This window comes from Mucilaginibacter sp. P19 (genome assembly GCF_050632265.1).
GTDB lineage: Bacteria > Bacteroidota > Bacteroidia > Sphingobacteriales > Sphingobacteriaceae > Mucilaginibacter > Mucilaginibacter gossypii.
This window is the reverse complement of record NZ_CP192586.1, coordinates 929,540-955,853: the sequence shown is the minus strand read 5'-3', so window position 1 is coordinate 955,853 and position 26,314 is coordinate 929,540. Positions and strand designations below refer to the sequence as shown.

The window sequence follows — 26,314 nt, the reverse complement described above, 5'->3', positions numbered from 1 at the left end:
CGGTTCATGCATCAACCACTTCCATAATCCTGGTACTGGTGTACTTTTGTTATGCCCGACGATGAGGAAAGCATCTAAAGGCGAAATATTAATCAAACCAATCCGAAAAACATGAACAACGAAACAACATTCAGCCGTCGCCGCTTTCTGGGTATCTCCGCATTAACAGTTGCAGCAGCAGAGTTAGGCGGTCTCGGTATACTTAAAGCCGAAACCAAACAGGCAGATTCACCGGCACGGCAAAACAATACTCTTTTTTCTACAGCTTCTTTCGACTCGATCAAACAGATAAATGCAGGCCTGCTTAATATTGGCTACGCAGAAAGCGGCCCGGCAAACGGACAGCCTGTTATCCTGCTTCATGGGTGGCCATATGATATACATAGCTATACTGAAGTATCAGCCATACTTGCCAAAGCCGGCTACAGGGTTATTGTGCCTCATTTGCGCGGCCATGGCACAACACAATTCCTTTCGGCACAAACTTTCAGGAATGGGCAACAGGCAGCAATAGCTACCGATGTTATCACGCTGATGGACGCCCTGAAAATAGACCGTGCAATTATTGGCGGGTTTGACTGGGGCGCGCGTACAGCAAATATCGTGGCAGCATTATGGCCCGAGCGCTGCAAAGCAATGGTTTCGGTAAGCGGTTACCTGATAGGCAGCCAGGAAGCAAATAAAAAACCATTGCCGCCCAAAGCAGAACTATCATGGTGGTACCAGTTTTATTTTAGTACCGAGCGCGGCCAATTGGGCTACGAGGCAAACAGGCGTGACTTTAACCGGCTCATCTGGGAAACAGCATCACCTAAGTGGAAATTTGACGACGCTACTTTCGCGCAAACCGCCCCGTCTTTTGACAACCCCGACCATGTTGCTATCGTGATCCATAATTATCGCTGGCGCCTGGGCCTTGCCCAAGGTGAGGCAAAATATGATGACATGGAAAGAAAATTAGCAACCGCGCCTCCTATAACTGTACCTTCCGTAACCCTTGAAGGCGATGCCAACGGTGCTCCTCATCCTAAGCCTGCTGATTATGCTGCCCGCTTTAAAGGTAAATATGCACATCACACTATTACCGGGGGAGTAGGCCACAACCTACCGCAGGAAGCCCCTAAAGCTTTTGCTGACGCCATTATAGAAGCCGAAAGTTTTGCCAGATAAATAATCCCTCTTTTGAAATAACACGGTAACCAGGATAGGAAATGTTAAAAACGCATTTCCTATCCTGGTTTTTTGTTTACTTAAAAGCAGGTGCTCACACCTTTCTGCCTTTCTAAAACCCTTTTGCACCTCTGGTGCAAACATCGTTGAGCTCAAGTGCTTTAACCCGACAAAGAAGTGCCTGAACCGGACATTTCAAACATTGAAAAATTAGGCCCGGGCATTGCATGTTAATCCATTTAACTGCAGGATAAAACCCGTCTTTCCGCCCCCGTCGTGTTTGGTTTATACGCCTATCACCAGGATCGCTACAACCATTATCGACAGGACAAAAAGCTTTATGTCAGGCTTCAATTAGCATATTGAAGCAGTTTGTATCAATGACATATGCAAGTTGGGGCCCGGATTGTCCGGCCGGCAGCTCGGTTTGTCTGCTTCATCCCGAAAGTGGTTAGATCTCCGTTGATTTTGCCACAATTTTGAGCCATCAAACAACTCAAAACTACATATCATGACAACAAAAACAGTAAAAACAATCTATTGGATAGGAACAGCAATGACTTCATTATGGTTTGCAGCAAGCGGATTTGGCGAGCTGACCAAAAACCAGTTTGTGTGGGATATCACCTTAAAACTGGGCTATCCTCCACACTTTATTTATATTCTTGGTGTCGCTAAACTATCGGGAGTAGCAGTTCTTTTAACACCTAACATATTGCTTAGATTAAAAGAATGGGTATTTGCAGGTATTTTCTTCGATATTATATTTGCTTTTTTGTCTAAAATCGCTGTGCTCGGTTTTCCTGCCACCATAGATGCCATCGTTGCATTTATCATGGTAACGGTTACCTACCTGATGTTCCGTAAACTTTATCCGGCTACATACACAGCTCCTGCCGCTGCATAAAATGCTAAGTTGCAGCAGGCCGATTCATAATACATCGGTTATTTCAGGCTTTAAGCAATCTCAAAAGAGGCTATCCCCATAGATAGCCTCTTTTGCATACACATTACCCTGCCGCATGATTATCCGGCAAGGGCCGGCGCTCTGCCGGTCGCTTAATCTTCAAGAACAGGGGCATCCTTTATTTTTTCCAATACCGAGGCCGGTAAATACGGTCTGCCGCCTGTTGCCGGCACACAGGTGCCCGTAAATACAGCTTTAGTCATTACCTTATTGTTGCATATTATCGATTGTTTAAAGTGCAACTTGGGTAAGCCCCTTTATCAGTATACAAGGTGCAGGTAACTTTAAATTCATCACCCTTTTTAAGTGATCTGAGAAAGCTGATGCTATAATTTGAAAGTACCATGTAAATGCCGTTTTTAGCTTCGGCTTCAAAATCAAACCCCAATATTTCCCTGATATAATCATGCCTGCAATATTCCATATAAAACGGATAATATAAACCATCCATGATCTCCTGTACATCTATATGCTCATCTTTGGCAATATATGTTTTTGAGTATTCCATAATAATTAACCTTTTTGTTGGATTGCAAAGCTATTGAACCTTTTGGTTTCAGGAAACGGGAGATCTGAATTTTAATAGATCAATCCGGGCTTTTTCAATGTAAACTGGGGCGCTCAATTCCTTGTTCGAAAGTAAAAATAATAATGATTATCAATGCTTTTATATAATATTTTGTCAGAGTACTTTGATATTTAAACATATATTACCCATTACATCTTCATGGTAAGACTGTATTGTATTATTGATACAGTTTAGCCACTTCAGATAAGGCATCTTGTATATCATTTGATTGCGACTGAGCCAAATAGAAGTTAAACTCCATTCGCTCAATCATTGGATGAAGAAAATTAACGTTCTTAATTTGTCCGTCGTTATTCTTAATGAAATCTTCAAGCGCAGTTTTTACTTTGGACAGGTTTTCCTCAGAAGTTAATCCAAGGTTATATAAAGTGTCAGAAACGATACTATCAAAACGATTAAAGTCATCCTGCTTAAATTCTTCCTGATTGGCTTTTTTAAGTAATTCCAATAAGATAGGGAGAAATTCAATGTCCTTGATTTGACGCATTATCTGCGATTGATGATAAAAATCAAAATTTGGACTGGCAGTTTCAAGAAGATAGTTTAAATAGGAAGCTGTACCCTCCTTATCGCCTTTCTCTGTTAAGTAAGTGGCGGCACGAAACTTTTCTTGTGGCTGAAGATAACCATTAGTTAACTTTTCACTTAAAAACTTCCGCAAATCGGCATCGATAGCTGTGTAGTCTTTGATTTCACGCACAATGTCCCACAACATATCGCTGTTGGGCGTCATTTTTAATCCAACCAATAACAGTTCCGGGTTGCCACCCTGTTGCAAAAATATTTTTAATACCGCTCGTCGAGAATATTCAGATTTGCGATTATCAAACAAACTGTTAATAATACTTCCGATCGTATTTGGAATGTTATTTTCGAGCGCATATATCGCGTTATTTCGCCAAGACTGATCGTATTCAATCCCTGCTAATAAATTATCATGTACCCGGGCTTGTACCGCATCTTTACCCAACTGATTTTCAATTGCACTAAATTCTAACCCTTGATATTCGTTGTTTCTAACTTCATCGAACAAAGTAAAGTCAAGTAGCTTCTCTGCGACTACAGGGATTTTATAATTTTTTATAAACGCCCATAGTACCATCGCTAACTTACTGTAAGTAGTACGGTTACTACTTTCAACTCTGATCGCGTTAGCAATATCTGTATTCACAATTACGTGTTGTACCCAAGCTGTAATTGTCTCTATCTGTTCTTCGCTAACTAAAATATCTGGCCGGCTGTTAATCTTGTCTTTAATTTTTGAAAATCTATAATTAGCAAAACGTTCTTCATCGTTCACAAATTTCAATACCGATGCTAAATCAGCACTTTGTTTATCACGGGTAAACTCTATTAATAATTCATGAATAGCTTCGGGAACGTGATAATTTCTATCATTACGATTATATTGAAATTGCCATAAGGTATCCCAATCCAAGTCAGTAATTTCATTTGTCTGAAAAAATTGAACAAGTTCATTGGTGAAAGCGTCTACATTAAAATATAAGTCAAAGCTCTTTTGCTCATTTTCTAACCGAATCTTAGCATAATCAATATCATTAAAATTGTTGAGTACCTGCGTTTCTTCATTCAATTTCTCAGTAAGATATTCCAATTCAGCGTTCTTATCCGTTCGGTATATATTCCACCGAAGATTATTATAGAATTTTAACAAATCTTCATTAGTGGCGTTGTGTGTGTTATATTGGTCAATGACATAATCGATATTTTCTTGATTAACTAAATGCCTCAGTAGTAAACCTTTTTCGTAATCCTCGATTTTCTTATCGCTAAAGATCCGCTGAAAAACAGCATTAGTTTGCCCGGTTTTTTGAAAATATACTGATATGGCTTGCGCGGTAAATTCTTCTGAATGCCGGCCATAAGCTAGATAAGTTCTGTAGACATCTTCAGAGAGTTCAGGGTGGGCTTTATAGATGCTTGCAGCCCTCCCGATTAAATTTTCAAGTATTTTGTTTTTCTCAAAAAAGTTTATGATGCGACGGTCATAAGGGTTCTCAAACAACTCAAGTAATTTTTTAATGTTCGCAGCATCTTTAATGTTAGTTAAACCCTCTCTTAACAGTATATCTTCGTCCATCAAACTTACTTGTCCACGATCGTTTGGGTCTAATTCATCCACAAAACCACTTATAAAGTATTCTACATAATCATCGACCATACCAGTTTCAATGATAACCCGGTATAAGGCTGAACGAATATATTGATTACTGCGTTTGCCGAACAGTTTCATCAATTCGGCAATCATTTCTGCATTTACTACCCCCAAGGAATCTAACGCATAAATACCGCTGTGTACGATATGTTGATCGTCTGTATTTTCAATAATATGTTGCCATATCGCATCCTTTGTTTTGTTGAGATAATCGCCGCTCAGCTTAAAATACTTAAGAATATTCATCGCGTTGAAGCGGGTTGTATGTGCATTTTCGTTGTTATTAAGTTCAGCAACCAAAAAATCAACCGCGTCGTCACTTTCGCCAAATGTTGCTAACTCTAGATCGGAAAATTTATTAGAGCGCAACCACACACGTTGCGCTTTGTAGTGATTGAAAATCGTTTTAAAAATCTCGAACCTTGTAGCTGAACTTACTTTGTCAGGTTCTACACGTACTAACACTTCAGGTTCAATGGTCAATATCCAGTCGATCAAATCATTCCGCTTGGCGTCTGGTAATAAACTTATTAGAAAAAATAATGTATTTAACCAACTTGGTTTGATACGCTCGTTTTTGAAGGATAGAAAAGTCTTTATACGCTCCAAATCGAAAGCTAGCAGCGCTTTCGCCGCAAGGAACTCTTGAATATTATTATGTTCAAAACCCCAATTATTCGTGCCATCCTCCATGCTACGGAATGCTGTTGAAAATTTTACCAATTGCAGATCTTCAGGGGTTGGCAGCACTTTCAATAGTTCATTAAATGAAAGAAAATTACGCCCTAAATATTCCATACAAAGCGCAATCTTTTGAAGTAGCTGTAAGATATGTTCCTTATGGTCTTTCAGGTTGGTGGTTAATTCAAAATGTTGTTGATCCAGCGTAATACGTTCGTCTAATAGTATATTAAGCAAATCAACACGATTAAGAGCCAAATCGCCCCGTTTCTTAAATTGCTCTAATAATATTCTTAAGAAGAACGGTTGGCTCGTGAACTCCTGGAACCCACGATCATAAGCTCCCTTTCTAAACGCTTGATAGTCCAGTTGATATTGTTCTTCCGCAAACCCTTTTGTTTGCGCGTCACTAACTTGTGCCAGAAAATAGATGCCAAAATCAGGCAAAGTACCACCCGAATGCTTATCCGGTAAATGATAAAAATTGGTTCTGCAAGACACTACGATATGTGCATTTGGAAAGTCTTCTATAAAACTTAAAATTTTCCTGACTGCCGTGTTAAAATGCTTAGGCTGAACTTCATCCAATCCATCCAAGATTATCAGTGCGGTATTTTCTGGAATATCAGCCCAACCAGTTGGAAGAAAATCCCGGATATCTTCTTCTACATAAGTATTCATCCGACTGTAGACAGGTATAAATGGAGTTTTTTCGGTAGCATAAAAGTGAGCCAATTTTGCTAATTCGGTTGATTTTCCTGAACCAGCATTACCTAATAGAACGACTAGTTTTTTTCCTTGACCAACTTAATTAATTCCAGGTCACCAGTTCGTTCTATGTAAGCTGTTACAGGATCTTTCTGTCCCTCAAACGATAATAATATCCGGGGTATAGTCGTGTCTATTTTGGGTGCCTTAGTGATAAACTCTGCAGGATTTCGTAGAGTAGCCGGCATAGCTTCAGATGAGTGTGTACTTAGAAATGCGGCTTTTTCATTGATAAGCTCTTGCTGATCTACTTGTTCCGCGCGGTTCATTAAAATCGTAGAGATCTTATTATAAAAATCATGCGTCGGTGTAATCGGGAATTTCATAACCCACCCCAAATTGCAAACCTCTTCATAAAACTCCTGAACCTGCAAAAGTTGTCTGGTTTCTGAAGCCCCGCCTTTAATAGCGCTCGGCGCTTTGAATAAAAGGTAAACATTTATGTTTTCGCCTGCCTGCTTACGTTGATAAGCAAAGCGAAATTCTTCTTCAGTACCGCTTAAATAGGCTTTACCTGTTAGTGGATCATCTGCTCCACTTGGAGTACCAAAACGCATCCATAACAGACCAATATAAATATCATAGTCCGAGAAAATCATATTGATTTGTTCTTGGGGTCGGCCATCCATATCGGCAACAATATCCCTGAAATCTAACACCCGAAACCTGACCTTCCGTTTGTTATTCATATTGAAGTTATTCAGGTTCTCACAAATCGCTTTAATAGTATCTTTCTCCGGTGTAACATCACTAGGACAAGAGACAAAAACTTTTATTTCGAGGGTATCGACCATGACAGGTTTACATTTCTGGTAAAGATAGCTGTTTTGGGATGTTTCTAACTATCTCCTAAAGTTCAGTATACATCCACACATTGTTATTAATCTATGAATGGTTAATTTTAGGTTTTCGCGCGTAAAAACGTAATTAGCGATCATTTACGGAAAAAAGAAGGGCAAGCGACCGTTTTTCGTGCTTGCCCATTAAGGCTCCTGAGGCTGGGCTCGAACCAGCGACCCTCTGATTAACAGTCAGATGCTCTAACCGGCTGAGCTACTCAGGAGTGTTGTCCGGTTGGGGATTGCAAAAGTATAATTTTCATTGATATTTCACAATTTTATTCAACTTGTTATATTCTGCTGTTTCAGCGTTACGTGGCACTTGTATTCTTCCCTGCCCATTTTACAAGTTTTTTAACCAGATCATCCAATTTAAATGGTTTACTTATATAATCGTCCATACCTGCATCTATACAAATTTGCAGATCGGATTGGAGGGCATTGGCCGTCATCGCTATAATAAAAGGCCGTTCGGGGAAACGTTTCTTTATTATTCGCGTGGCTTCCAGGCCGTCCATTTTGGGCATTTGTACATCCATTAAAATAACATCGAATATTTTTTTATTAACTAAATCCAAAACCTCCAGGCCGTCTGCTGCCAAAGCGGCTTCATATCCTAACTTACTCAATATCTTCATGATCAGTTTTTGGTTCATCCGGTTATCTTCGGCAACCAAAATCCTCAATGGGTAACTTTCTGAAAAATTATCAGGCAGTTTATGATTTGCAGTATCGCTGTGCAGCGGCTCATGAGTGGTAGAATTTACATGCTTGCCAAGTTCCTTTATAATGTGCTTGTATAAGTTATGCTGTTTTGCAGGTTTGGTTAGTATAGAACAAAACAAACCGGGGTTATCTTTATGGAAAACATAGCTGATGGAGCTCAACAGCATTATAGGTAATTCGGGGTATTTGGCCCGTATTAAGGTTGCCAGTTCAATCCCATCCATAAAGGGCATTTGCATATCGGTAATAACAAGCTTAAAATCATGCTGCTGCCGCGCCAGGATCTCAAGAGCCTGTTCGCCTGATTTGGCTACTACCGGGCTTAGTTGCCACTGCTCCAGCTGAGCTTTTAAAATCCGGCAATTGGTATCATTATCATCAACAACCAAAATTTCACTCTTTTCAAAACCCTGCATGGTGTGGTTTATTTGTACAGAGTCCTGCAGTAAACTTTTTTGCGAGTGAATAGAGAACCTGAACGTACTTCCTTTATCAACTTCACTTTCTACGCTGATTTTGCCGCCCATTAATTTTACAAGTTGTTCGCTTATAACCAGGCCAAGGCCTGTACCTCCGTATTGCCGGGTGGTTGACGAGTCAACCTGCGAAAATGCTTTAAATAAACGGTGCAGCTTATCGGCAGAAATACCAATGCCGGTATCTTTTATCTCAAAACCTAATTCGATGTGGTTATCATCCGATATGCTGAGCAAATGCACGGCTACATAAATTTCACCCTTTTTGGTAAACTTGATAGCGTTACTGATTAAATTGATCAGGATCTGGCGAAGCCTTAAACTGTCGCCAATAATTTGCGCCGGTACATCATAGTCAATCTGGTAAACCAGGTCCAGCTTTAGGTGGGCCGCTTTTAAGGCAAAAACATCAAAAACTTCTTCAATACAGGTGCGCAGGCTAAAATCCTTTTCCTCCAGCTCCATATTGCCCGATTCTATTTTCGAAAAATCTAAAATATCGTTAATCACCGCCAGCAGATCTTCACCGCAGGTTTGTATAGATTCGGCAAAAGTTCGCTGCTCCTCGTCCAAAGGAGTTTCGGCCAGCAAGGAAGCCATTCCGATTACCCCATTCATAGGTGTGCGGATCTCATGGCTCATCGTAGCCAAAAATATGCTTTTAGCCTTGTTAGCTTCTTCGGCCTCAAGGGCTAATTTTTTTCAACTTCTATGGCACGGGCCAGCTGCCCGGTACGTTCTTCTACCTGGCGCTCAAGCTCGGCCTTTTGCTTTAATATAGTACGTGTGCGGATAAGATAAAATGCCGGGCCGCTGATAATAAACATTAAAGCCACAATTAATTTAAACCACCAGGTAAGCCAAAAAGGAGGCTTAATATTGATGATGATAAATGTGCCTTTGTTATTCCATTTGCCATCATTATTTGATGCCTTAACCCTGAACGTGTAACTACCCGGATCAAGGTTGGTGTAAGTGGCCGTTCTTTTATTGCCAACATCATTCCATTCTTTATCAAATCCTTCCAGCTTGTAGGCATATTGGTTTTTTTCGGGGATGGTATAATTCAGGGCCGCAAACTCAAATGTAAGTACCGATTGTTTGTACGATAGGTTTATGGAGTCTGTTTCGCTGATATCTTTTTGAAGCGGGGAGTTTTTAGCCCCGGCGTTTACCTCCTTATTGAAAATCTGCAGCCCGGTAATATAAACAGGAGGTACGAAGTCATTATCTTTTAAACTATCGGGATAAAAAGTACTGAATCCGTTTACGCCGCCAAAAAACATTTCCCCGTCGGCAGTTTGAAAACACGAATGGCCTTTAAATTCATCTCCCTGCAATCCGTCAGAAATGTCATAGTTTCTGATGGCTTTTGTTTTCGGATTAAACCGCGAGATCCCCTTGTTGGTGCTTAACCAGAGGTTACCTTTGCGGTCTTTCAAAATCGCATAGATCACATTATTAGGCAAACCCTCTCTTTCGGTGTATATAGTAAATGTTTGGTTATGCTTGTTAAACAGGTTAAGGCCGCCGCCGTTGGTACCTATCCATATATCACCGTTATCGGTTTCGATAATCGACTCGACAGTGTTGTTTGATAAGCTGTGTTTATCCCTTTCATCGTGCGTGTAGTGCGTAAAGCGGCCAGTTTTAGGGTTAAATACATTCAACCCGTTATCATCAGTGCCTATCCAGATATTGCCCTGTTTATCCTGAAACACCGATGTAACAATATCACTGCTTATGCTGTTGTTATCTTCCGGGTTGTTCCTGTACCGTGTAAAGAGACCGGTTTTTACGTTATAATGATTAAGGCCCCCTTTCCAGGTCCCTAACCATATATTGCCGTCACGGTCTTTATACATATTGTTGATATCTGAAAGGGAGAGGCTACGCGGATTATTTGCCTGGGGCATGTGATGTATAAAGGTTCTCTTTTTTTATCAAACAGGTCAAACCCGCCAATGTGATAACCAATACCAATAACATCTTTATTTATTGGTACTATAGCCATTACATAATTATTACTTATGGTGTTGCTGTTATTATCACTATGCAGGTAATGAACAAAGGTCTTTTTCTTGCGATTAAATAAATTAAGGCCGCCCCCATCGGTGCCTATCCAAATATTTTCGTCACTATCATCACCGGAGATGGCCAGCACGTTGTTGTTGCTCAAACTATTCGGGTTGTTGGGGTTTTGACTGTAGGAACTAAATTTATCGCCAAAGCCAGGCAAAAAATCAACACCGCCCGAATAAGTGCCTATCCAGGTATTCCCTGTATCATCTTTATATAAACAATAAACCGAGTTACTGCTCAGGCTGTGATGGTCGTTTGCGTCAAATTTGTAGCAAGTAAATTTATTGGCCGGATAATCGAGCACACTTATGCCGCCATTTTCGGTCCCTATCCAAAGCTTCCCGTCGCTGTTTTCGAGTATCGAAAGAATATCGTTATGGCAAATACTGTTGCTGTTATTAGGATCGTGTTTGAAATTTATAAACGAATTATTTTTACTGTTATATAATGCCAGGCCTCCTCCATGTGTACCTGCCCAAATATTGCCTTTGCTATCTTTGTATACCGCTTTTACCCAGCTGGCACCGATGCTGTTTTGGTTTGCAGGATCATGAACATAACCAATAAACTTACCGTTTTGCGGATTAAAGTGGTAAAGCCCATCGTCGGTACCTACCCATAACCAGCCATTATTATCCTCAGTAACCTGGTAAATGAAATCGTTAGCTATACTGTTTGTGCCATTCGCGGCATGTGTGAATCTTTTAAATGAACCATTTGCAGCATTAAACAGATATAAACCCTTGCTGGTGCCCAGCCACATCCTTTTTTACTATCCAAAAAAACAGACTGTACAGCAAAAGTTAAATGATTGGAATAGTGGATAAATGTATTTGAGGCCCGGTCAAATCTGTCAAGCCCGCTTTCGGTTCCAATCCATAAATTATGATAACTGTCTTCCGTTATGGCTAATACATAGTTATCATTGATGGTTGCTTTATTATTCTGGTCGTGCTTATAATGGGTAAACTTATAACCGTCGTATTTATTAAGGCCATCTTCGGTGCCAAACCACATAAAGCCGCGACTATCTTTAATAATGGTTACTACATGGCTTTGGGAAAGGCCTTCGTTTGTACTAAGCTGTTTAAATTTAAGGGCTGGTGTTTGCGAATAGGATAATCCGGAAAAAAGCAGGTATAAACACCAGATAAAAAGCAATATTGGCCTCATTATTATTTTGCTGGTAGTTTTATCGTATTTCTATTCGGTTGATGTTATAAGCCAAAACAAGCATTGCAGCGGCTAAATAAATGCCTCTTAAGTTGCGGAACTTTTTAGTTGGGTTTCAGGAATTTAGTCTTAATAAGTTCTATCGGGCAAGAATTTATATTGACAAAGCCGCCTTTAACGTTCATAATAATTCCGGGTTACCAGGAGCTTGTTTTAACTTAGTCCTGCTTGCCAGTGATACGGTATTTACGGGAAATAGTTTCGTGTAACGTGTTGTTTTTGCCTAATTAACGGCTGTTGTTAACTCAGGAGAAATATAACGATCCGGCTTTCGTTTACATCCTACCGGTCAGTATCCGGCAGCTGTTTAATCTCTATATTCCTGAAATCAACCGGCTGCCCTTCGCTTTGCAGAGCAATAAAGCCGCTGCTCAATAATTTCCCATCCTGCTTATACTTCGGATCGTAGCCATGTGCCACGCCGCCGCCAATGGTAGGCTTTGAATATTGAAGTACGGTATCGCCGTTGATGATATGAGTAATTAATTTGTTGCCCTGAACAATCAGCTCGCCTTTTACCCACTGGTCACCGTCATAGGTTTTTGAAGTAGAGTTGATACAATGGTCGGGCGAAACTTTTCCTTTATAAACAACATCGGTGCCGGGCGAGCACATGTTTCCTGTTGGCCTTGGTTTCCCGTCGCCCAGGCCGCCTAATAACTGCATTTCTATCGATATCGGCCAATCCTGGTCCTTTAACATAGTTCGGGGATCCTGTGAATGAAACATGACACCGCTGTTAAGGAGTGTATAGTCTGGCGCGCCTTTTTGCTGTTTACCAACAAAGCGGTATTCAAACCGCAGGTGATAGTTCGAGAACGGGGTTTTGTAATACAAATGACCAAACTGATCGTTGAAATCGCCGTACTGATCATAGCTAACCCTGATCATGCCGTCTTCTACCCGAAAGGTATTGCCATAATTTTCGCAAACCAGGTGGTGATTGATCTTTACAAACCAATCGTTAATGTCGGTCCCGTTAAACAGCTTCGTCCAGCCCTTGTCGGCATTGCCGGCGTCAGCCAGCTTTTTCGGCCCGGCGCAGCCCAATATGAGGAGGCAGGAAAACATAAAAACGCGTGTTATTTTCATAGGTGGTAAGGTATTATGCTTTTATAGATAAATTGAATGCTTTTGTTCACTAACACTTTGCTAACCGGCATTTCGAAAGTTAGCTCAATATTAATTTGCTGATCCTGCCTTACAGGAAGTTTTATCTCCTGTGCTACGAATTTAAGAAATTCAGGCCATGTTTTAATGCTTTAATGCTTTGCCTGTCAAGGTACGCTGAGGCCGCTTTTGTTCAAGATCTCTTTTTAGCCAAGTTTTTTTCGCAGCCAGTTACGAACCGGCTCATCATACCATTTCAAAGTAATATATGCCAGGAAAATTGCACCAATCAAAATAGCTAAGGCATAAGGCCAGGCCTGTACTATGGTTATGCCTTTATGATTGCTGATCCATGCCACGTAAAAATAAACCAGCGGATAATGCACCAGGTAAAGAGGATAGGATATATCGCCGAGAAACCTGCATACCCTGCTCTCCATTTGGGTATGGACCTTACCGCACGCGCCAAGATAAACGATAAGCGGAAATATGATAATAATGCAAACGGACTCGTAGATCCCGTTCATCCAAAGATGGGCAGCACCGCCGATGCGCGGCATATACATTACTATCGATATTAAAACACTGCACCATAAAAATGCGTGCCTGATGCGGGCTGGTTTAGCAATACGTGAAAGCAACAGGCCGGCAAAGAATGGATATATGGTGCGGGTAATGCCAACGCGTACCTGCTCCACATTAAGTGTCCAGCCGCCGCTGACATCTCCATTGGTGATAGCCAGGTGCGCAAGTGCTACAGCTGCAACGCATACTAAAACCGACAATGTAGTTTTTGAAAATTTCCTTATCCAAACCGCATAAAGAATGTTAGCGATGTATTCAAAGAACAATGACCATCCTACGCTGTTAAGAGGATGCATTTCCTGCCAGCCGCGAATATCCAAAGACAGCGGTACCGGCAGGATGGTATAACCGATCAGCATTACCAGCAGCATCTTCCAAACCGGTACAGTATGAATGAGCGGCCACAGCGTAGAATCTGTAAAATAAAAACCTATGGCACCCAATGTCATCCCAAGAATTACCATAGGCTGAAGTCGCTCGATACGGCGTTTAAAAAAACTGCCGATTGTCATTTTATGCCAGCGGTCGTCATAAGCATAACCGATAACAAAACCCGACAGCAGGAAAAAGAAATCGACAGCCAGGTACCCGTGGTTAACTATAATATCCAGATGACCGCTCGCCAATGGTTCGGTTAGGTGAAAGGTAACTACGATAATGGCTGCAACACCGCGTAAGCCATCCAGTATCGGGTAATGTGGTTTGGTAATCAGTTTATTATTGTCCATGTATAAGATTAGAGTTGGTAGATATTGGGCCGGACGCTAAAGCATGCGTTGCCGATGTTCAGCGGGTATTTTTCTTTCCTGTGCATGTACAGGCCGGTAAGACCAATGACTTAAATCGGTTAGATTGGTTCATGAACAATATATAATTGAAGTCTTATTCAGATCGTAAAAATAAGTGAAAGTGATGCCGGGATATCTTCATATCGTGTCAAAATACACGCATATCGTCTCATTTTCGCATGTTTTGGGATCATCGCCTGCAAAGTGATCTGCAGAATATCAGATATAAAAAAAGCCTCACAGACATGTGAGGCTTTTGCTCCTGAGGCTGGGCTCGAACCAGCGACCCTCTGATTAACAGTCAGATGCTCTAACCGGCTGAGCTACTCAGGAATCTAATCCGGTTTGGAGTGGGGCAAAGGTAAAAACTCAACGGATATTTCACAATTTTTATTAAAAAAAAATTAAAATATTTTTCACGGGCTTTTTTAGCCCCTGATTATGTGCTACTTAAAACCCAAAGACACACTGCGGCATTTTTTAGCGATGGCAATTCTTTCTGCAGAGCCCCTTTTTTCTGCCGCCAGGTTTCTGAAACTGCTTAAATTATATTTTCTCCAATGAAAATTGGCATCGCAAACTGGCATCAATGAATGATTATCCCTTAATTTTCACAATATTTGCGGCAAAAAAATATAAATATCTTTACATGAGTTTGTTAGTTATTGGCACTGTGGCGTTTGATGCCATTGAAACCCCTTTTGGTAAAACCGATAAAATTGTAGGCGGCTCTGCAACCTTTGCAAGTTTGGGCGCTTCTTACTTTTATGATAAAATAAAAATTGTAGCGGTTGTTGGCGATGATTTTCCGCAGCACGAGATTGAGGACCTACAAAAGCACAACGTTAATACCGAAGGCCTGCAGGTAAAACAGGGCGAAAAATCATTTTTCTGGAGCGGGCGTTACCATAACGACATGAACAGCCGCGATACCCTGGTAACCGAGCTTAATGTATTGGAAGCTTTCGATCCAATTATCCCTGATAGTTACCAGGATTGCGAATACCTGATGCTGGGCAACCTTTCTCCACAAGTGCAGCAAACTGTCATAGCGCGCCTTAAAAACCGCCCTAAGCTTATTGTAATGGACACCATGAACTTTTGGATGGATATTGCCCTTGATGAGCTTTTAAAAACCATCCAGCTGGTGGATGTGCTAACCATTAACGATGCCGAAGCCCGCCAGTTATCAGGCGAATTCTCATTGGTTAAAGCCGCCCGCAAAATATTAACCATGGGCCCTAAATACATCATCATTAAAAAAGGCGAGCACGGTGCATTGCTGTTCCATGAAGATAAGATCTTTAGTGCCCCCGCCCTTCCATTGGCCGAAGTATTTGACCCCACAGGCGCGGGCGATACTTTTGCAGGCGGCTTTATTGGCTACATGGCCAAAGTAGGTACCATTAATTTCAACAACATGAAAAACGCCATCATTTTTGGCTCGGCCCTGGCTTCATTCTGTGTTGAAAAATTTGGTTCAGAAAGATTAAGAAACCTTAGCGAAGAGGAAATAGCCGCCCGGATCCAGGAGTTTGTAGGCTTATCTAAATTTGAATTGTAAGATAGCTGCTTAAAAACATCAATTTTCAATGTAGAGACGCATCACACGCATCTCCCGTTTGCAATTCAAGATGGATAGTAACGCTCTTAAAAGCAGCTTGCCCTATGAGAAACGCATGTGATGCGTCTCTACAAAAAAGAACTTTTATAAAGCATTTTAGGGTATGTTCAGAAGAATCTCTAAAATACAAAAAATAAACCCTCTATATGTTTTACATACAGAGGGTTTACAAATAATATAATTGTAAATCAATAACTACAGGCAGAATAACCGGGTTCCCTATCCTTTCAACACTTCCCTGCTAATCACTATCTTCTGGATCTCACTCGTGCCTTCGCCTATGGTACAAAGTTTGGCATCGCGATAAAACTTCTCAACAGGGAAATCCTTGGTATAACCGTACCCACCGAAGATCTGAACAGCCTCGGTGGCCGTACGCACTGCCGTTTCTGAGGCAAAATATTTGGCCATGGCCGATTGTTTTGTGACCGGCAGGTGGCGGTTTTTCAGATCGGCAGCCTGCATGATCAGCAGTTCGGCTGCTTCAATTTCGGTAGCCATATTGGCCAGCTTAAATGCTATCCCCTGGAAATTACCAATGGGCTGTCCAAACTGGCGGCGTTCTTTGGCGTAAGCAACCGCCGCTTCAAAAGCACCTTTTGCAATCCCTAACGAAAGCGCCGCTATCGAAATCCTGCCGCCGTCTAACACGTTCATAGCCTGTTTAAAGCCTTCTCCTTCAACACCCAGCAAATTTTCCTTTGGCACACGGCAGTTATCAAAAATAAGCTCCGTGGTTTCTGAGGCACGCATACCCAGCTTATTTTCTTTTTTGCCATGAGTAAAACCCGGCGTACCTTTTTCAATCACCAGCGCCGAAATCCCATGCGAATCGCCTTTGTTGCCTGTACGTACCATCACTACCGCCACATCGCCCGATTTACCATGGGTTATCCAGTTTTTTGAGCCATTCACTACATAATGGTCACCATCCAAAACGGCGGTGGTGTTCATACCCAGCGCGTCCGAACCGGTGTTGGCCTCGGTTAATCCCCAGGCACCAAGCCATTCGGCAGTGGCCAGTTTAGGCAGCCACTTCAACTTTTGCTCTTCATTGCCAAAGGCAAGGATATGTCCCGTACAAAGCGAATTATGGGCGGCAACCGATAAACCTATAGCACCGCAAACTTTGGCTATTTCACTGATCACGGTTACATATTCAAAATAGCCGAAACCCGAGCCGCCATATTGTTCAGGCACAAAAACGCCCATCATGCCAAGCTCGCCCAATTGTTTAAATAAGTCGACAGGGAAAACCTGGGCTTCTGTCCCATTCCATTACATGAGGTTTGATATAACGTTCGGCAAAGTCTTTGGCCATCTGGCCAACCATTTGCTGATTTTCGTTCATGGCAAAATCATACCCATCTGTTGAGGGGGTATCGGTTAACAAAGTATCCATACATTTATAATTGGTTACTACAAAATAACGCATAAAAAACGAGATTGGTTTGCCCGTAAAAGCCTGCAAATCAAGAACAATTTGGTATTGGGTATGAATTATAGGTTTAGTTAAAATAGAGTGGTTTCGGGAAGAGGAAACTGATGAAAAATATTTTTCAGGAATTGTTGGAGCAGGGATTAACCTGGCAGTCCCATAGGGGCTTTTGAAGCTTTAAGTCAGCCGATAGGCCAGGTGGTACATCACTTTGCAGGTGAAATACCGTCAATTTTTATGAGCTAACCTAATCTCCAAACCTCTGATGAGGCGGGAAGCCTGATAAAAATGACTGGACAATTTTTTCATTCATCCTTATCAGGCTTTTCTTATGTTAATCATCATCGTCTGCTTTTTGAACGGCCTTTACAAAGGCTGCCCGTACCGGCGTGGGCACAATTGTATTTTCTCCTTTAATCGCTTTCCATATCATGTTGTTCATGATCTCGTCGGGTACCCGGTCAACTGCCGAAAAATCAAGCCCCCTGGCCATTGCTGCAAGCTTTGTGCCCTTAGGATTAAGTTCATTAAGGTTAATATTTGAACGCAGGCTGTTAAATGGTTTGGTATCGGGCGTTCTATTAAAACAACGCCACATGGCTGTAGCCGATGCATCATATTGCGTCATAGGCGGCAGCCCGAGAATCAGCTCGATAGTACGCAGCACCGACGAAGTGGAATACATGGTGTGGTCAACAAAATTACGTTTTACAAATCCCCCCGCCATATAGGCAGGTGAACGATGGGCGTCAACGTGATCAGGGCCATTCTGTGCATCATCTTCAAGTATAAAAATCACGCTGTTTTCCCATATCGGGCTTTTACTGATATGCTCCACCAGCCGGCCAACAGCAAGATCATTATCCGCCACATGGGCAAAGGGTGTCGGCCTGCCCGGGGTGGTGCCCTCCGTATGATCTGACAGCATCCGGATGGTATTTAGCCGCGGCAAGGCATTGTTGCGCATCAGCGAGTCAAAATCATGTTCCCAGGCCTGGTACCGCAAGGTGTCAGGGTCACGCAGGTCGCGGGTGGGATAGGCTTTTGTAAAATGGTCTTTCAGGATAGGTATCTGCGGCGTATTATCTGCATTGATAAACTCGCCGTAAGTACGGAAAGTTACGTTGAACCGGTTGGCCTGGTCCCAGATGTAGAGCTTATTTTTTGCAGTGAGGCCTACAGCACCCGGGCCGCGGCCGCCATAACTGGTAGGCCAGTTTTTTTCCATATAATCAGTAGCGTACGCGCCCAGGCTCCAGTTATGCCCGTCGGCGCTAACCTCACCGTCTACATAAAAATTATCCAGCAGCACAAAGTTTTCGGCCAAAGCGTGATGATTGGGCGTAATCCGTTTGCCAAACAGCAGCAGGCTGGTATCGCCATTGCCTTTCGGCATATCTGACAGTACCTGGTCATACGTCCGGTTTTCCTGGATAACATAAAAAACATATTTGATTGGCGATGCAGCTCCTACTTTAGCCGGAATGGGATTGCCCTCTTCGCTATAAGCCCCTGTTTCCTGTTCCCGGTGATAAGGTGTATTACGAACTACTGCCTGCGAATAAACCGCCAGCTGCTTATCTGTTGGCGTGGGGATGATGCTCAAAGTACCCATTAATAAGCCGCCGCCGATATATTCTGTACGTGCGGGCCTGAACGGATCGCCTCCATGCAGTACAACGGTTTGACTTTTGGCTGCCGGGTTAGGCCCATGCGGATTAGGCAGCGACGAAAAGCCTTTAGCATTGGCTACGTACAATTTATCATCAATAACACGCACAACGCTGGGATACCAGCCCGTGGGCACAAAACCAAGCGACTGACTGGCACCTGGCTTTGTTACATTAAACACGGCCAGGCAGTTATTATCGGCATTGGCAATGTATAATGTTTTGCCATCCTTACTCAGGGCTACCGAGTTACTGGTGGTACCGCTAAGCGGCGTAGGTGATACTGCCGTGTTCAGGGTTTCAAGTACTTTACTTTTGCGCACGTCAATTACCGATACTGTATTATCGTTGGCGTTGGCTACATACAGGTATTTTCCATTCCGGGAAATGCACAGGTCATTGGGGTTATCCCCTACCGCAATTGCATCTGTGAGTTTATTTTCTTTTGTATCAAATACAGCTACCTTATCGCCACCCCAAAGACTGATGTACAATTTTGACATATCCGGCGATAACAGGCAGGTATAAGCCTCTGTGCCCAATTTAACCTGCTGAATGACTGTTTTTGTTTTGAGATCGATAAGGTACAGGCTGTTATCCAGTTTGGTAACTACATATAAAACACCGCGCTTATCATCAAGGGCCAGCCCGGTAGGTGAAATGGATACCGAATTGGGCTTTTTGCTCCATGCTTCGCCCAGTTTTATGGTATCAGTCGCCAGCAGCTTATCATTATTGATGGCGTAACGAATAATCCAGTTATTGTCACCTCCTGAGGCGTAGAGTGATTGCTCGTCTGCACTAAAAACCAGGCCTCCCCAGGCTTTGCTGATCAATACTTTGTCCAGTTCACGATCTGTACGTGCGTCTAAAAGCTGAATGGTTTGAACACTCTGCCCATTATTGGTAACCGCGGCATAATGATGGCTTTTGCTCACAACGATATTCAGGGGCAGATCGCCCAGGGGAAGGCTCTTGCCAACAGGTGTTAATGACCACCCATTGGGCAATTTTACCCGTTTATTTTCAATAGCGGCAAGCTCTTGCGCCCGAACGAACCTGCTGCAGATAAGCAGCAAAACGATTAGGCAGAGCATTTTTTTTAGTGACATAAGATAATGATATGCCGGTAAAAGTAGACCACCAATATTAATACATTATTAAATCATGGGCGAAGATCACCAGCTTGATTGTAACAAAATGAATGGAAATCAGCGGGCGCTAACCGGTACCAACTTTACCGGTCAAAAAACGGCGCAGCTCAGGCACGTGCCGGGCCGGTAAAAACGAAAAAGGGGCACCCCTGCCCCTTAATCTATTAACTAACCTTATGAAGAATGAATTGTATAAAAATGCTGATTAATTTGCAGTGCCGTTTTTCACGTCGATCTTAAACGGAGCGGGCTCAGGAAGCCAAAGCTTACCATCCCCGATCTGAACAGGCATCCATAAATACCGGGAATTCCATTGTTCTTTCGGCTTCCAAATATCCCCCAGGAACAATACTGTCGTATCCTTCTTCCCGCTAACTTTGAGTAATAAGGTAGATTGCGAACCATATGTGTTTTTTTCCTTCGGCGCTATGTCTTTAAACTCCGACCACGGGCCTTTCAGGGTTTTTGCTGTTGCATACCGGTTAGGATTGGGCTTCCAGCCGGTAAGCGCGGAGCCTATTGCGTAATAAAGGCCATTATAATGCACTATAGCCCCACCTTCCATATGCTCGGCTATCAGGCACATCTCCCGGTCAATGCTGAGGCAATCCTCCGAAAGCCGGACGATATGAAACCCGAGCGGACGGTCTTCGAAAACAAGATATGGCGTACCATCATCATCTATAAACTGGCCAATATCCCGGCTTTCATGCTCCAGGGGTCTGAAGCTTTTCAGGTATTTAAAATTACCATCAGGGCGGTCGCTTACGGCGATGCCAACCCGAGCAAACTTATAAGTTGCATTGTCAAGATGGAAATACATGACATATTGCCGGCTCTTTTTGCTGTAGAAAACTTTGGGCCTTTCCAGAACCCAGCGCTGCCCCAGGTTTTCGGGATCGGTCATCTGAACAACATCACCTTTGAATGTCCAGTTCGTCAGGTCTTTTGACGCATAACAGCTAACATAACGTTTATTTGAATCCAGTCCCCGACGTCTTTCTTCTCCATACCAGTAGTATGTGTTCTTTATTTTTATAATCCCTCCGCCATGCGCCTGGATATGTTCTCCCCGGTTATCGGGCCAAACTTCTCCGGGGTTTATGATTTTTTGATGCTGTGCATATACCTGGCCTGTAATCAGCAAAGTCATGACAGCCATGGTTATTCTTTTTAAAAGTATTTTTTTAATCATTCGGTGTTTTTTGAAAGTCAGGAAATCTTATATAATGTTTTTATGAAAGCACCAGTTCGGTTGTGGCTATCTTACTGCCTTCAGAAAGTTTAATACGCAGTTGATTGATGCCCCGGTGTACATGATTAACTACCGACTGATATTGTAACCCCGTTACTTCAGCAATCTGATCGTAATTCCAATTATCAAAATATCTTAAAAAGATCATCTCCTTCTGGCGCCTTGGCAAGGTATTCAAGGCAAGCGCAAGCATGTGCTCCACTTCTCTCCCGGTTTCTTCCAAAACAAGCACATCTTCCCTCGAAAAAACAATATCGATATCATGGCTTGCGGATAAGCCTACAAACTCGGGCCTCGCGGCCTTTAAAAAATTAATGGCAAGTGACCGCGCCGATTTAAAGAAATAGTATTTAACATTTTTAATAGGTCCAAATGTTATCCTCCGCTCCCACATTTTTATAAACAGTTCCTGTAAAACATCCTGGGCTGCATCCTCATCTTTGATAATTTTATAGAGGTAGAAATACAAACCGGAATACAGTTCGTCATGTATCCTGCCAAAAGATTTGACATTTCCGTGGAGGGCTTCTTCCCACCATGTAGTTAGCTGGTTACAATTGTTCATATTGGCTTTAAAAACTGGTTTCTCTTTAAATTGGTCGTTACCGACTTTAGGAACCTAAGCTGAAAAACCGATTTACATAATCGATTAAGTAAGTTTGCCTATGGTTCTAATAACTGGTTTATATAAGCTAATATGAATAGATTTTATTCGGCAGATGGGACTTAAATTGGTCATTTATGCGGTATAAATTCGGCATTTTATCAAATTACTCAATTGATTAAGCAATGGAGAGAACACAAATAAATAACTCAATATCAGTTAATTATGTTTTTATTTTTCTTAAATATAGGTCTTTTTTGCTTAAGAAAGTCTGATGGGTTAGCGCCGAACAGTTTAAAAAACTGATCGCGGAAGTATTTAATGCTGTTAAAGCCTGTTTCAATGGCTACTTCATTAACATTCATATCCGACTGGATCAATAGCTCAGCCGCCTTTCTGAGGCGTATGTAACGTATGAAGCTATTAACGGTATGACCCGACAGCGATTTAATTTTGCGGTAAAGATTTGAATGGCTCATGCCGATCTCTGAAGCCAGTATTTTGATATTGAAGTTTTCGTCGGTAATATGCTGCTCAACTATTTCGATACATTTTTCCAGGAAGTTTTTATACTCATCCGAAATAGTGACGTTAACCGATTTGAGGGTAATGGTATTATAAAAATAGCTTTGAAGGTTACTCCTGTTTTGCAGCAGATTGGCAATGCGCGCAACCAGTACATCCTTATCAAAAGGTTTGGATATATAGTCATCGGCGCCGCTTTCCAGTCCTTTGATCTTATTTTCGGCAGATGAGCTGGCTGTTAGTAAAATCATTGGGATATAGCTCAATTGCTGGTCCTGCTTAATGGTTGAGCAAAGTTCAATGCCATTTAAACCAGGCATCATTACATCGCAGATAATAAGATCGGGTTGCTTTTCTTTCGCTTTCTGTAAACCGGTCAAACCATTATCTGCCTCGTAAACCCTGTAACGGCTTTCAAGAATGGAACAAATGTAAGCCCGGATCTCGCTGTCATCATCAATAACCAGGATCCTTTGCTTGTCGGTAAAAATCTTATCAGCTTTAAAACCAATATCATTAATTTGGCCGGCTTCAGCTATTGCCGGCTGGTCTTCAACCATTTCACTAAGCAAAGGCGATAAATCAGCGGTATCGGCTGCCGCTGCTACATCCGGCGAATAATGAGCTTTACCCTTTAACAGGGTTAAACAAAAATCACAACCTTTGCCCGGCTCACTTTCAAATGCTAATGAACCGCCGTGATCTATCGTAAACTGGCGGGCCAGGAATAAACCGATCCCAAAGCCTCCTTTTGCCGCCTGTCCATGCGTATTTGACCTGTAAAACTTTTCGAAGATATGCTTCCCCGCTTCCGGAGATATTCCCGGTCCATTGTCAATCACATTGATCACTACCTCATCCGGCCCCGATTGCAGGCCAACGCACACGGCTTTCCCGGCCGGCGTATATTTAATAGCATTGGATATAAGGTTAAACAGGATAATCTCAATCTTTTCCCTGTCTCCGTATATCAGTACCGGCTCTTCCGGCACGTTTAATTCAAAACTGATACCCGCAAGCCTGGCCTGCTGCACAAAACATAAAAATACCTCCCGGCAAACAAGGGTAATGTCCATTGGCGCAATTTGCAGGATCCCAGCGCCCGAATCGGCCTTACGAAACAGCAGCAGCTGATCAACAAGGCTTAACAGGCGCCTTGAATTACGATAAACAATATTAAGTTCCGCACGGTTCTCAGGGCCAATTTTGGCGAGCAAATCCCTTAAGGGGTTGATGATGAGCGAAAGGGGCGTACGAAACTCATGAGAAACGCCCGTGAAAAACTCTACGCGCCTGTCATTCAATTCGCGTTCCTTTTCCTGCAGGTCGCGCTGGTGTGCAGCGGCGGCATTGGCCAGTTGTACTTCATATTTAAGCCGTGTTTCCCTAAACCTATAACGCAGGTACCGGTAAACAACTGCCGCAAGCAACATCGCGTAAATGAGGTAGGCCCAGACGGTACGATACCAGGGCGGCAAAATAATGATATGAAGATGGATTTCCCGGCTGATCCATTGGCCTTCGGCATTGGTACAGTTAATTTTTAATGTATACGTACCGGGCTCCAAACGGGTATAAAGCGCATTACGCTGACGCGCTGCATACACCCATCCCCTGTCCCAGCCCTGGAGCGTATAACGGTAACCGATCCTATCCTGCGCGGTAAATTCGATAGCTGCGAAACTAACGGCTATTGATGCCTGATCGTAAGGAACCTCTAACGACCGGATAACATTCCCAGCATCCGTCTTCACATAGTCCGGATAAGTACTTATGGGCTTATTGTTAATTTTAATATCAGTTATAACAATGTTGGGGATATCATGCAGGGGCAGGATTGCCTGCGGATGAAACATCGTGACACCATTGATCCCCCCAAACGCAAGCTGACCATTGTTTAGCCTTAAGCCAGCGTTAAAGTTAAACTCATTGCTCGCCAGGCCATCGCTTTCAAAAAAATTGGTAAAACTAACGACTTTGGGATCAAAGCGGCAAAGCCCGTTGTAAGTGCTTAGCCACAAACGCTTTTGCGCGTCTTCCAAAATGGCCAGTACCGTATTATTACTAAGTCCGTTACTGGTGGTATAGTGGTGAATTATTTTTTCCTTAGATGCTGAAAAATACAACAAGCCGGCTTCTGTACCCAACCACATGTCGCCGTTGCCTGCTTTCTGCATTGATCTTACCGCTTTACCTACCGGATAAAACTTACGTGCGTTGCTTTTTTGATCAATCTTATAAACCCCTTCGAAATTTCCAGCCCAAAGGTTTCCAAAATGATCTTCGCCCATTGAAAGGATATTGGTCAGAGCCGCGTCATACAACCTGAATTGGTTATTATGCTTATCATATAGAAACAGCCCGTCCTGTAAGCCGCTGGCCCAAAGATTTCCAGCATGGTCCAGGTACAGGCACCAGAACACTATCCGGCTGGCAGCTCCCTGCCTGTCTACACCCCGAAATGTAGTGAATGTATTGGAACCCGGCTGGTACAGGTTAATGCCGCCCCCATAAGTGGCAATCCAGGTCCTGCCTTCCCTATCCCCGGCAATACTGGTTACAAAGTTTGAGCTTAGGGTGCCCGGCTGTGAAGCATCATGGCGAAAATTAGTGAAGCGATGGGCCTGCCGGTCCCAAATGCTCAATCCGCCGCCGTCGGTGCCTATCCACAGCCTGCCATCGGGGGCTTCATATAACGATTTAACAAAGTTACTGATAAGGCTATTCGTGTTCAGGTCATTATGCCTGATATTTACAAAACGTTCTTTTACCTCATCAATAACATTTACTCCGCCCCGTAATGTACCGATCCACTTTCTGCCTTCGCGGTCTAAAAATAAAGCATAAACAGCATCACTTGAAAGTGAGTGCTCGTCACTCCCCGCAGGCAGATAGGTAATCTTGTCGCGTCCTTTATCCATGATCTGGATCCCGCCGCCATCAGTGCTCACCCAAAGTGTACTATCGGGCATGACTTGCAGGCTCGTTATCCTGCCCGATTTGAAAGGCCCGTTAAACTCGTCAAAAAGACGGTCATATTGCCCTGTTTTGAAATCATAATGGTGCAGGCCCTGAGTTGTGCCTACCCATAAACCATTGCCTTCGGGATAAATACAGGTAGCGCCGGTAACCGAAGTGTTCAGTAACTTCAAAGTACCGTGTACCGCATCATACGTAAAAAGGCCCGCGCCGCTGATCAGCGCAAAGATTTGGTCGCCTGGCCCTACATACAACGCGCTAACGTTATAACTCTGTACAGCTTTTCCATTATCATAGTATGGTATAACATGGCCGGTTCGTTTGCCCTTATCCATAACGATAAGGCCGTTGGAAAGAGTGGCAATGAAAATACGCCCGGAGCGGTCCGTTTTAATGTCCCTTACAAAAGATGTCACGGGTGTTTCTTTGCCGGCCAAAATTGCATATGCCGGAGAAAACTCTTCAGTTACCGGGTTTAAGATACTTATGCCCTGGCGCGTACCTACCCATAAATTATTGGCCGCATCCTCTGCAATACAATTAATAAAATTATGAATAATTGAATGTTGCTTTTCGGGCTGATTGCGGTAAATACGGAAGTCATATCCGTCAAAACGGTTCAAGCCGTCGTAAGTGCCAAACCACATATAGCCTGAATGGTCCTGGAAAATACATCGTACTTCGCTGTTGGAAAGCCCGTCTTTGAGGCCAAGCCGCTGAATATTGGGTAAAGCAAGCGCCGCGGCATTGCTGTTTAAAATCAGTGCTCCTAAAATAATTACACAACACCAACGTGCGGCCGCTTTAAATAGCCGCATATAGGAGGATGCCGGTTGTTGAATACTGCTCAATTTGAATATAAGTGCCGCGAAACA

At 42.8% G+C, this 26,314-nt stretch carries 16 protein-coding genes, 2 tRNA genes and 1 pseudogene; 3 read left to right on the top strand and 16 right to left on the bottom strand.

The features are described from left to right. Nucleotides 1-111: 111 nt before the first annotated feature. Both ACQ86K_RS04600 and ACQ86K_RS04595 read left to right on the top strand, forming a co-directional pair. Nucleotides 112-1,170, top strand: a complete 1,059-nt coding sequence (locus ACQ86K_RS04600; protein WP_091172275.1) for an alpha/beta fold hydrolase — start codon at nt 112-114, stop codon at nt 1,168-1,170. Between the two features lie 511 nt (nt 1,171-1,681). Next, nucleotides 1,682-2,077, top strand: a complete 396-nt coding sequence (locus tag ACQ86K_RS04595) for a DoxX family protein (RefSeq protein ID WP_091172274.1) — start codon at nt 1,682-1,684, stop codon at nt 2,075-2,077. A 280-nt stretch (nt 2,078-2,357) separates the two neighbouring features. Here ACQ86K_RS04595 and ACQ86K_RS04590 read toward each other — a convergent pair whose 3' ends face one another. The 11 genes from ACQ86K_RS04590 to ACQ86K_RS04540 form a co-directional block, all read right to left on the bottom strand. Continuing rightward, nucleotides 2,358-2,645, bottom strand: coding sequence for an acyl-CoA thioesterase (locus tag ACQ86K_RS04590; protein ID WP_431199891.1), 288 nt, complete (start codon nt 2,643-2,645; stop codon nt 2,358-2,360). Between the two features lie 238 nt (nt 2,646-2,883). Further along, a complete protein-coding gene (locus ACQ86K_RS04585; RefSeq protein ID WP_431199890.1) occupies nt 2,884-6,318 on the bottom strand; it encodes an NACHT domain-containing protein in 3,435 nt (1,144 codons plus the stop codon). 50 nt (nt 6,319-6,368) lie between these two features. Next, nucleotides 6,369-7,145, bottom strand: coding sequence for a hypothetical protein (locus ACQ86K_RS04580; protein ID WP_431199889.1), 777 nt, complete (start codon nt 7,143-7,145; stop codon nt 6,369-6,371). Between the two features lie 195 nt (nt 7,146-7,340). Beyond that, nucleotides 7,341-7,414 (bottom strand) — tRNA-Asn (locus tag ACQ86K_RS04575). An 87-nt stretch (nt 7,415-7,501) separates the two neighbouring features. After that, entirely contained in the window at nt 7,502-9,049 is a 1,548-nt protein-coding gene (locus tag ACQ86K_RS04570) for a response regulator (protein ID WP_431200792.1), read from the bottom strand. Between the two features lie 35 nt (nt 9,050-9,084). Continuing rightward, a complete protein-coding gene (locus ACQ86K_RS04565; protein WP_431199888.1) occupies nt 9,085-10,257 on the bottom strand; it encodes a ligand-binding sensor domain-containing protein in 1,173 nt (390 codons plus the stop codon). Continuing rightward, nucleotides 10,224-11,237 (bottom strand): ligand-binding sensor domain-containing protein, encoded by a 1,014-nt coding sequence (locus ACQ86K_RS04560; protein WP_431199887.1) that lies wholly within the window; start codon nt 11,235-11,237, stop codon nt 10,224-10,226. The genes ACQ86K_RS04565 and ACQ86K_RS04560 overlap by 34 nt, the downstream gene beginning before the upstream one ends. Next, complete coding sequence (locus ACQ86K_RS04555; RefSeq protein ID WP_431199886.1) at nt 11,141-11,647, bottom strand: ligand-binding sensor domain-containing protein; 507 nt, start codon at nt 11,645-11,647, stop codon at nt 11,141-11,143. Before ACQ86K_RS04555 ends, ACQ86K_RS04560 begins: the two co-directional genes overlap by 97 nt. Before the next feature lie 342 nt (nt 11,648-11,989). Further along, entirely contained in the window at nt 11,990-12,799 is an 810-nt protein-coding gene (locus ACQ86K_RS04550) for a 3-keto-disaccharide hydrolase (RefSeq protein ID WP_091172266.1), read from the bottom strand. A 224-nt stretch (nt 12,800-13,023) separates the two neighbouring features. Beyond that, a complete protein-coding gene (locus ACQ86K_RS04545) occupies nt 13,024-14,130 on the bottom strand; it encodes an acyltransferase family protein (RefSeq protein ID WP_091172264.1) in 1,107 nt (368 codons plus the stop codon). A gap of 319 nt (nt 14,131-14,449) precedes the next feature. Continuing rightward, nucleotides 14,450-14,523 (bottom strand) — tRNA-Asn (locus ACQ86K_RS04540). Between the two features lie 316 nt (nt 14,524-14,839). On the opposite strand from ACQ86K_RS04540, the gene ACQ86K_RS04535 reads away from it, so the two are divergent. Further along, complete coding sequence (locus tag ACQ86K_RS04535) at nt 14,840-15,754, top strand: PfkB family carbohydrate kinase (RefSeq protein WP_091172319.1); 915 nt, start codon at nt 14,840-14,842, stop codon at nt 15,752-15,754. A 279-nt stretch (nt 15,755-16,033) separates the two neighbouring features. Here ACQ86K_RS04535 and ACQ86K_RS04530 read toward each other — a convergent pair. The 5 genes and pseudogenes from ACQ86K_RS04530 to ACQ86K_RS04510 all read right to left on the bottom strand — a co-directional run bounded on the left by ACQ86K_RS04530 (nt 16,034) and on the right by ACQ86K_RS04510 (nt 26,257). Next, nucleotides 16,034-17,216, bottom strand: a pseudogene (locus ACQ86K_RS04530) (acyl-CoA dehydrogenase). A gap of 370 nt (nt 17,217-17,586) precedes the next feature. Further along, nucleotides 17,587-20,034 (bottom strand): bifunctional YncE family protein/alkaline phosphatase family protein, encoded by a 2,448-nt coding sequence (locus ACQ86K_RS04525; RefSeq protein WP_091172262.1) that lies wholly within the window; start codon nt 20,032-20,034, stop codon nt 17,587-17,589. 247 nt (nt 20,035-20,281) lie between these two features. Next, nucleotides 20,282-21,229: a family 43 glycosylhydrolase gene (locus tag ACQ86K_RS04520; RefSeq protein WP_431199885.1), complete on the bottom strand. Its 948-nt coding sequence runs from the start codon at nt 21,227-21,229 to the stop codon at nt 20,282-20,284. An 82-nt stretch (nt 21,230-21,311) separates the two neighbouring features. Further along, on the bottom strand, nt 21,312-21,896 hold the full coding sequence (locus tag ACQ86K_RS04515; protein ID WP_176622361.1) for an RNA polymerase sigma factor: 585 nt from the start codon (nt 21,894-21,896) through the stop codon (nt 21,312-21,314). Between the two features lie 254 nt (nt 21,897-22,150). Then, nucleotides 22,151-26,257: a hybrid sensor histidine kinase/response regulator gene (locus tag ACQ86K_RS04510; protein WP_431199884.1), complete on the bottom strand. Its 4,107-nt coding sequence runs from the start codon at nt 26,255-26,257 to the stop codon at nt 22,151-22,153. Nucleotides 26,258-26,314: the final 57 nt, after the last annotated feature.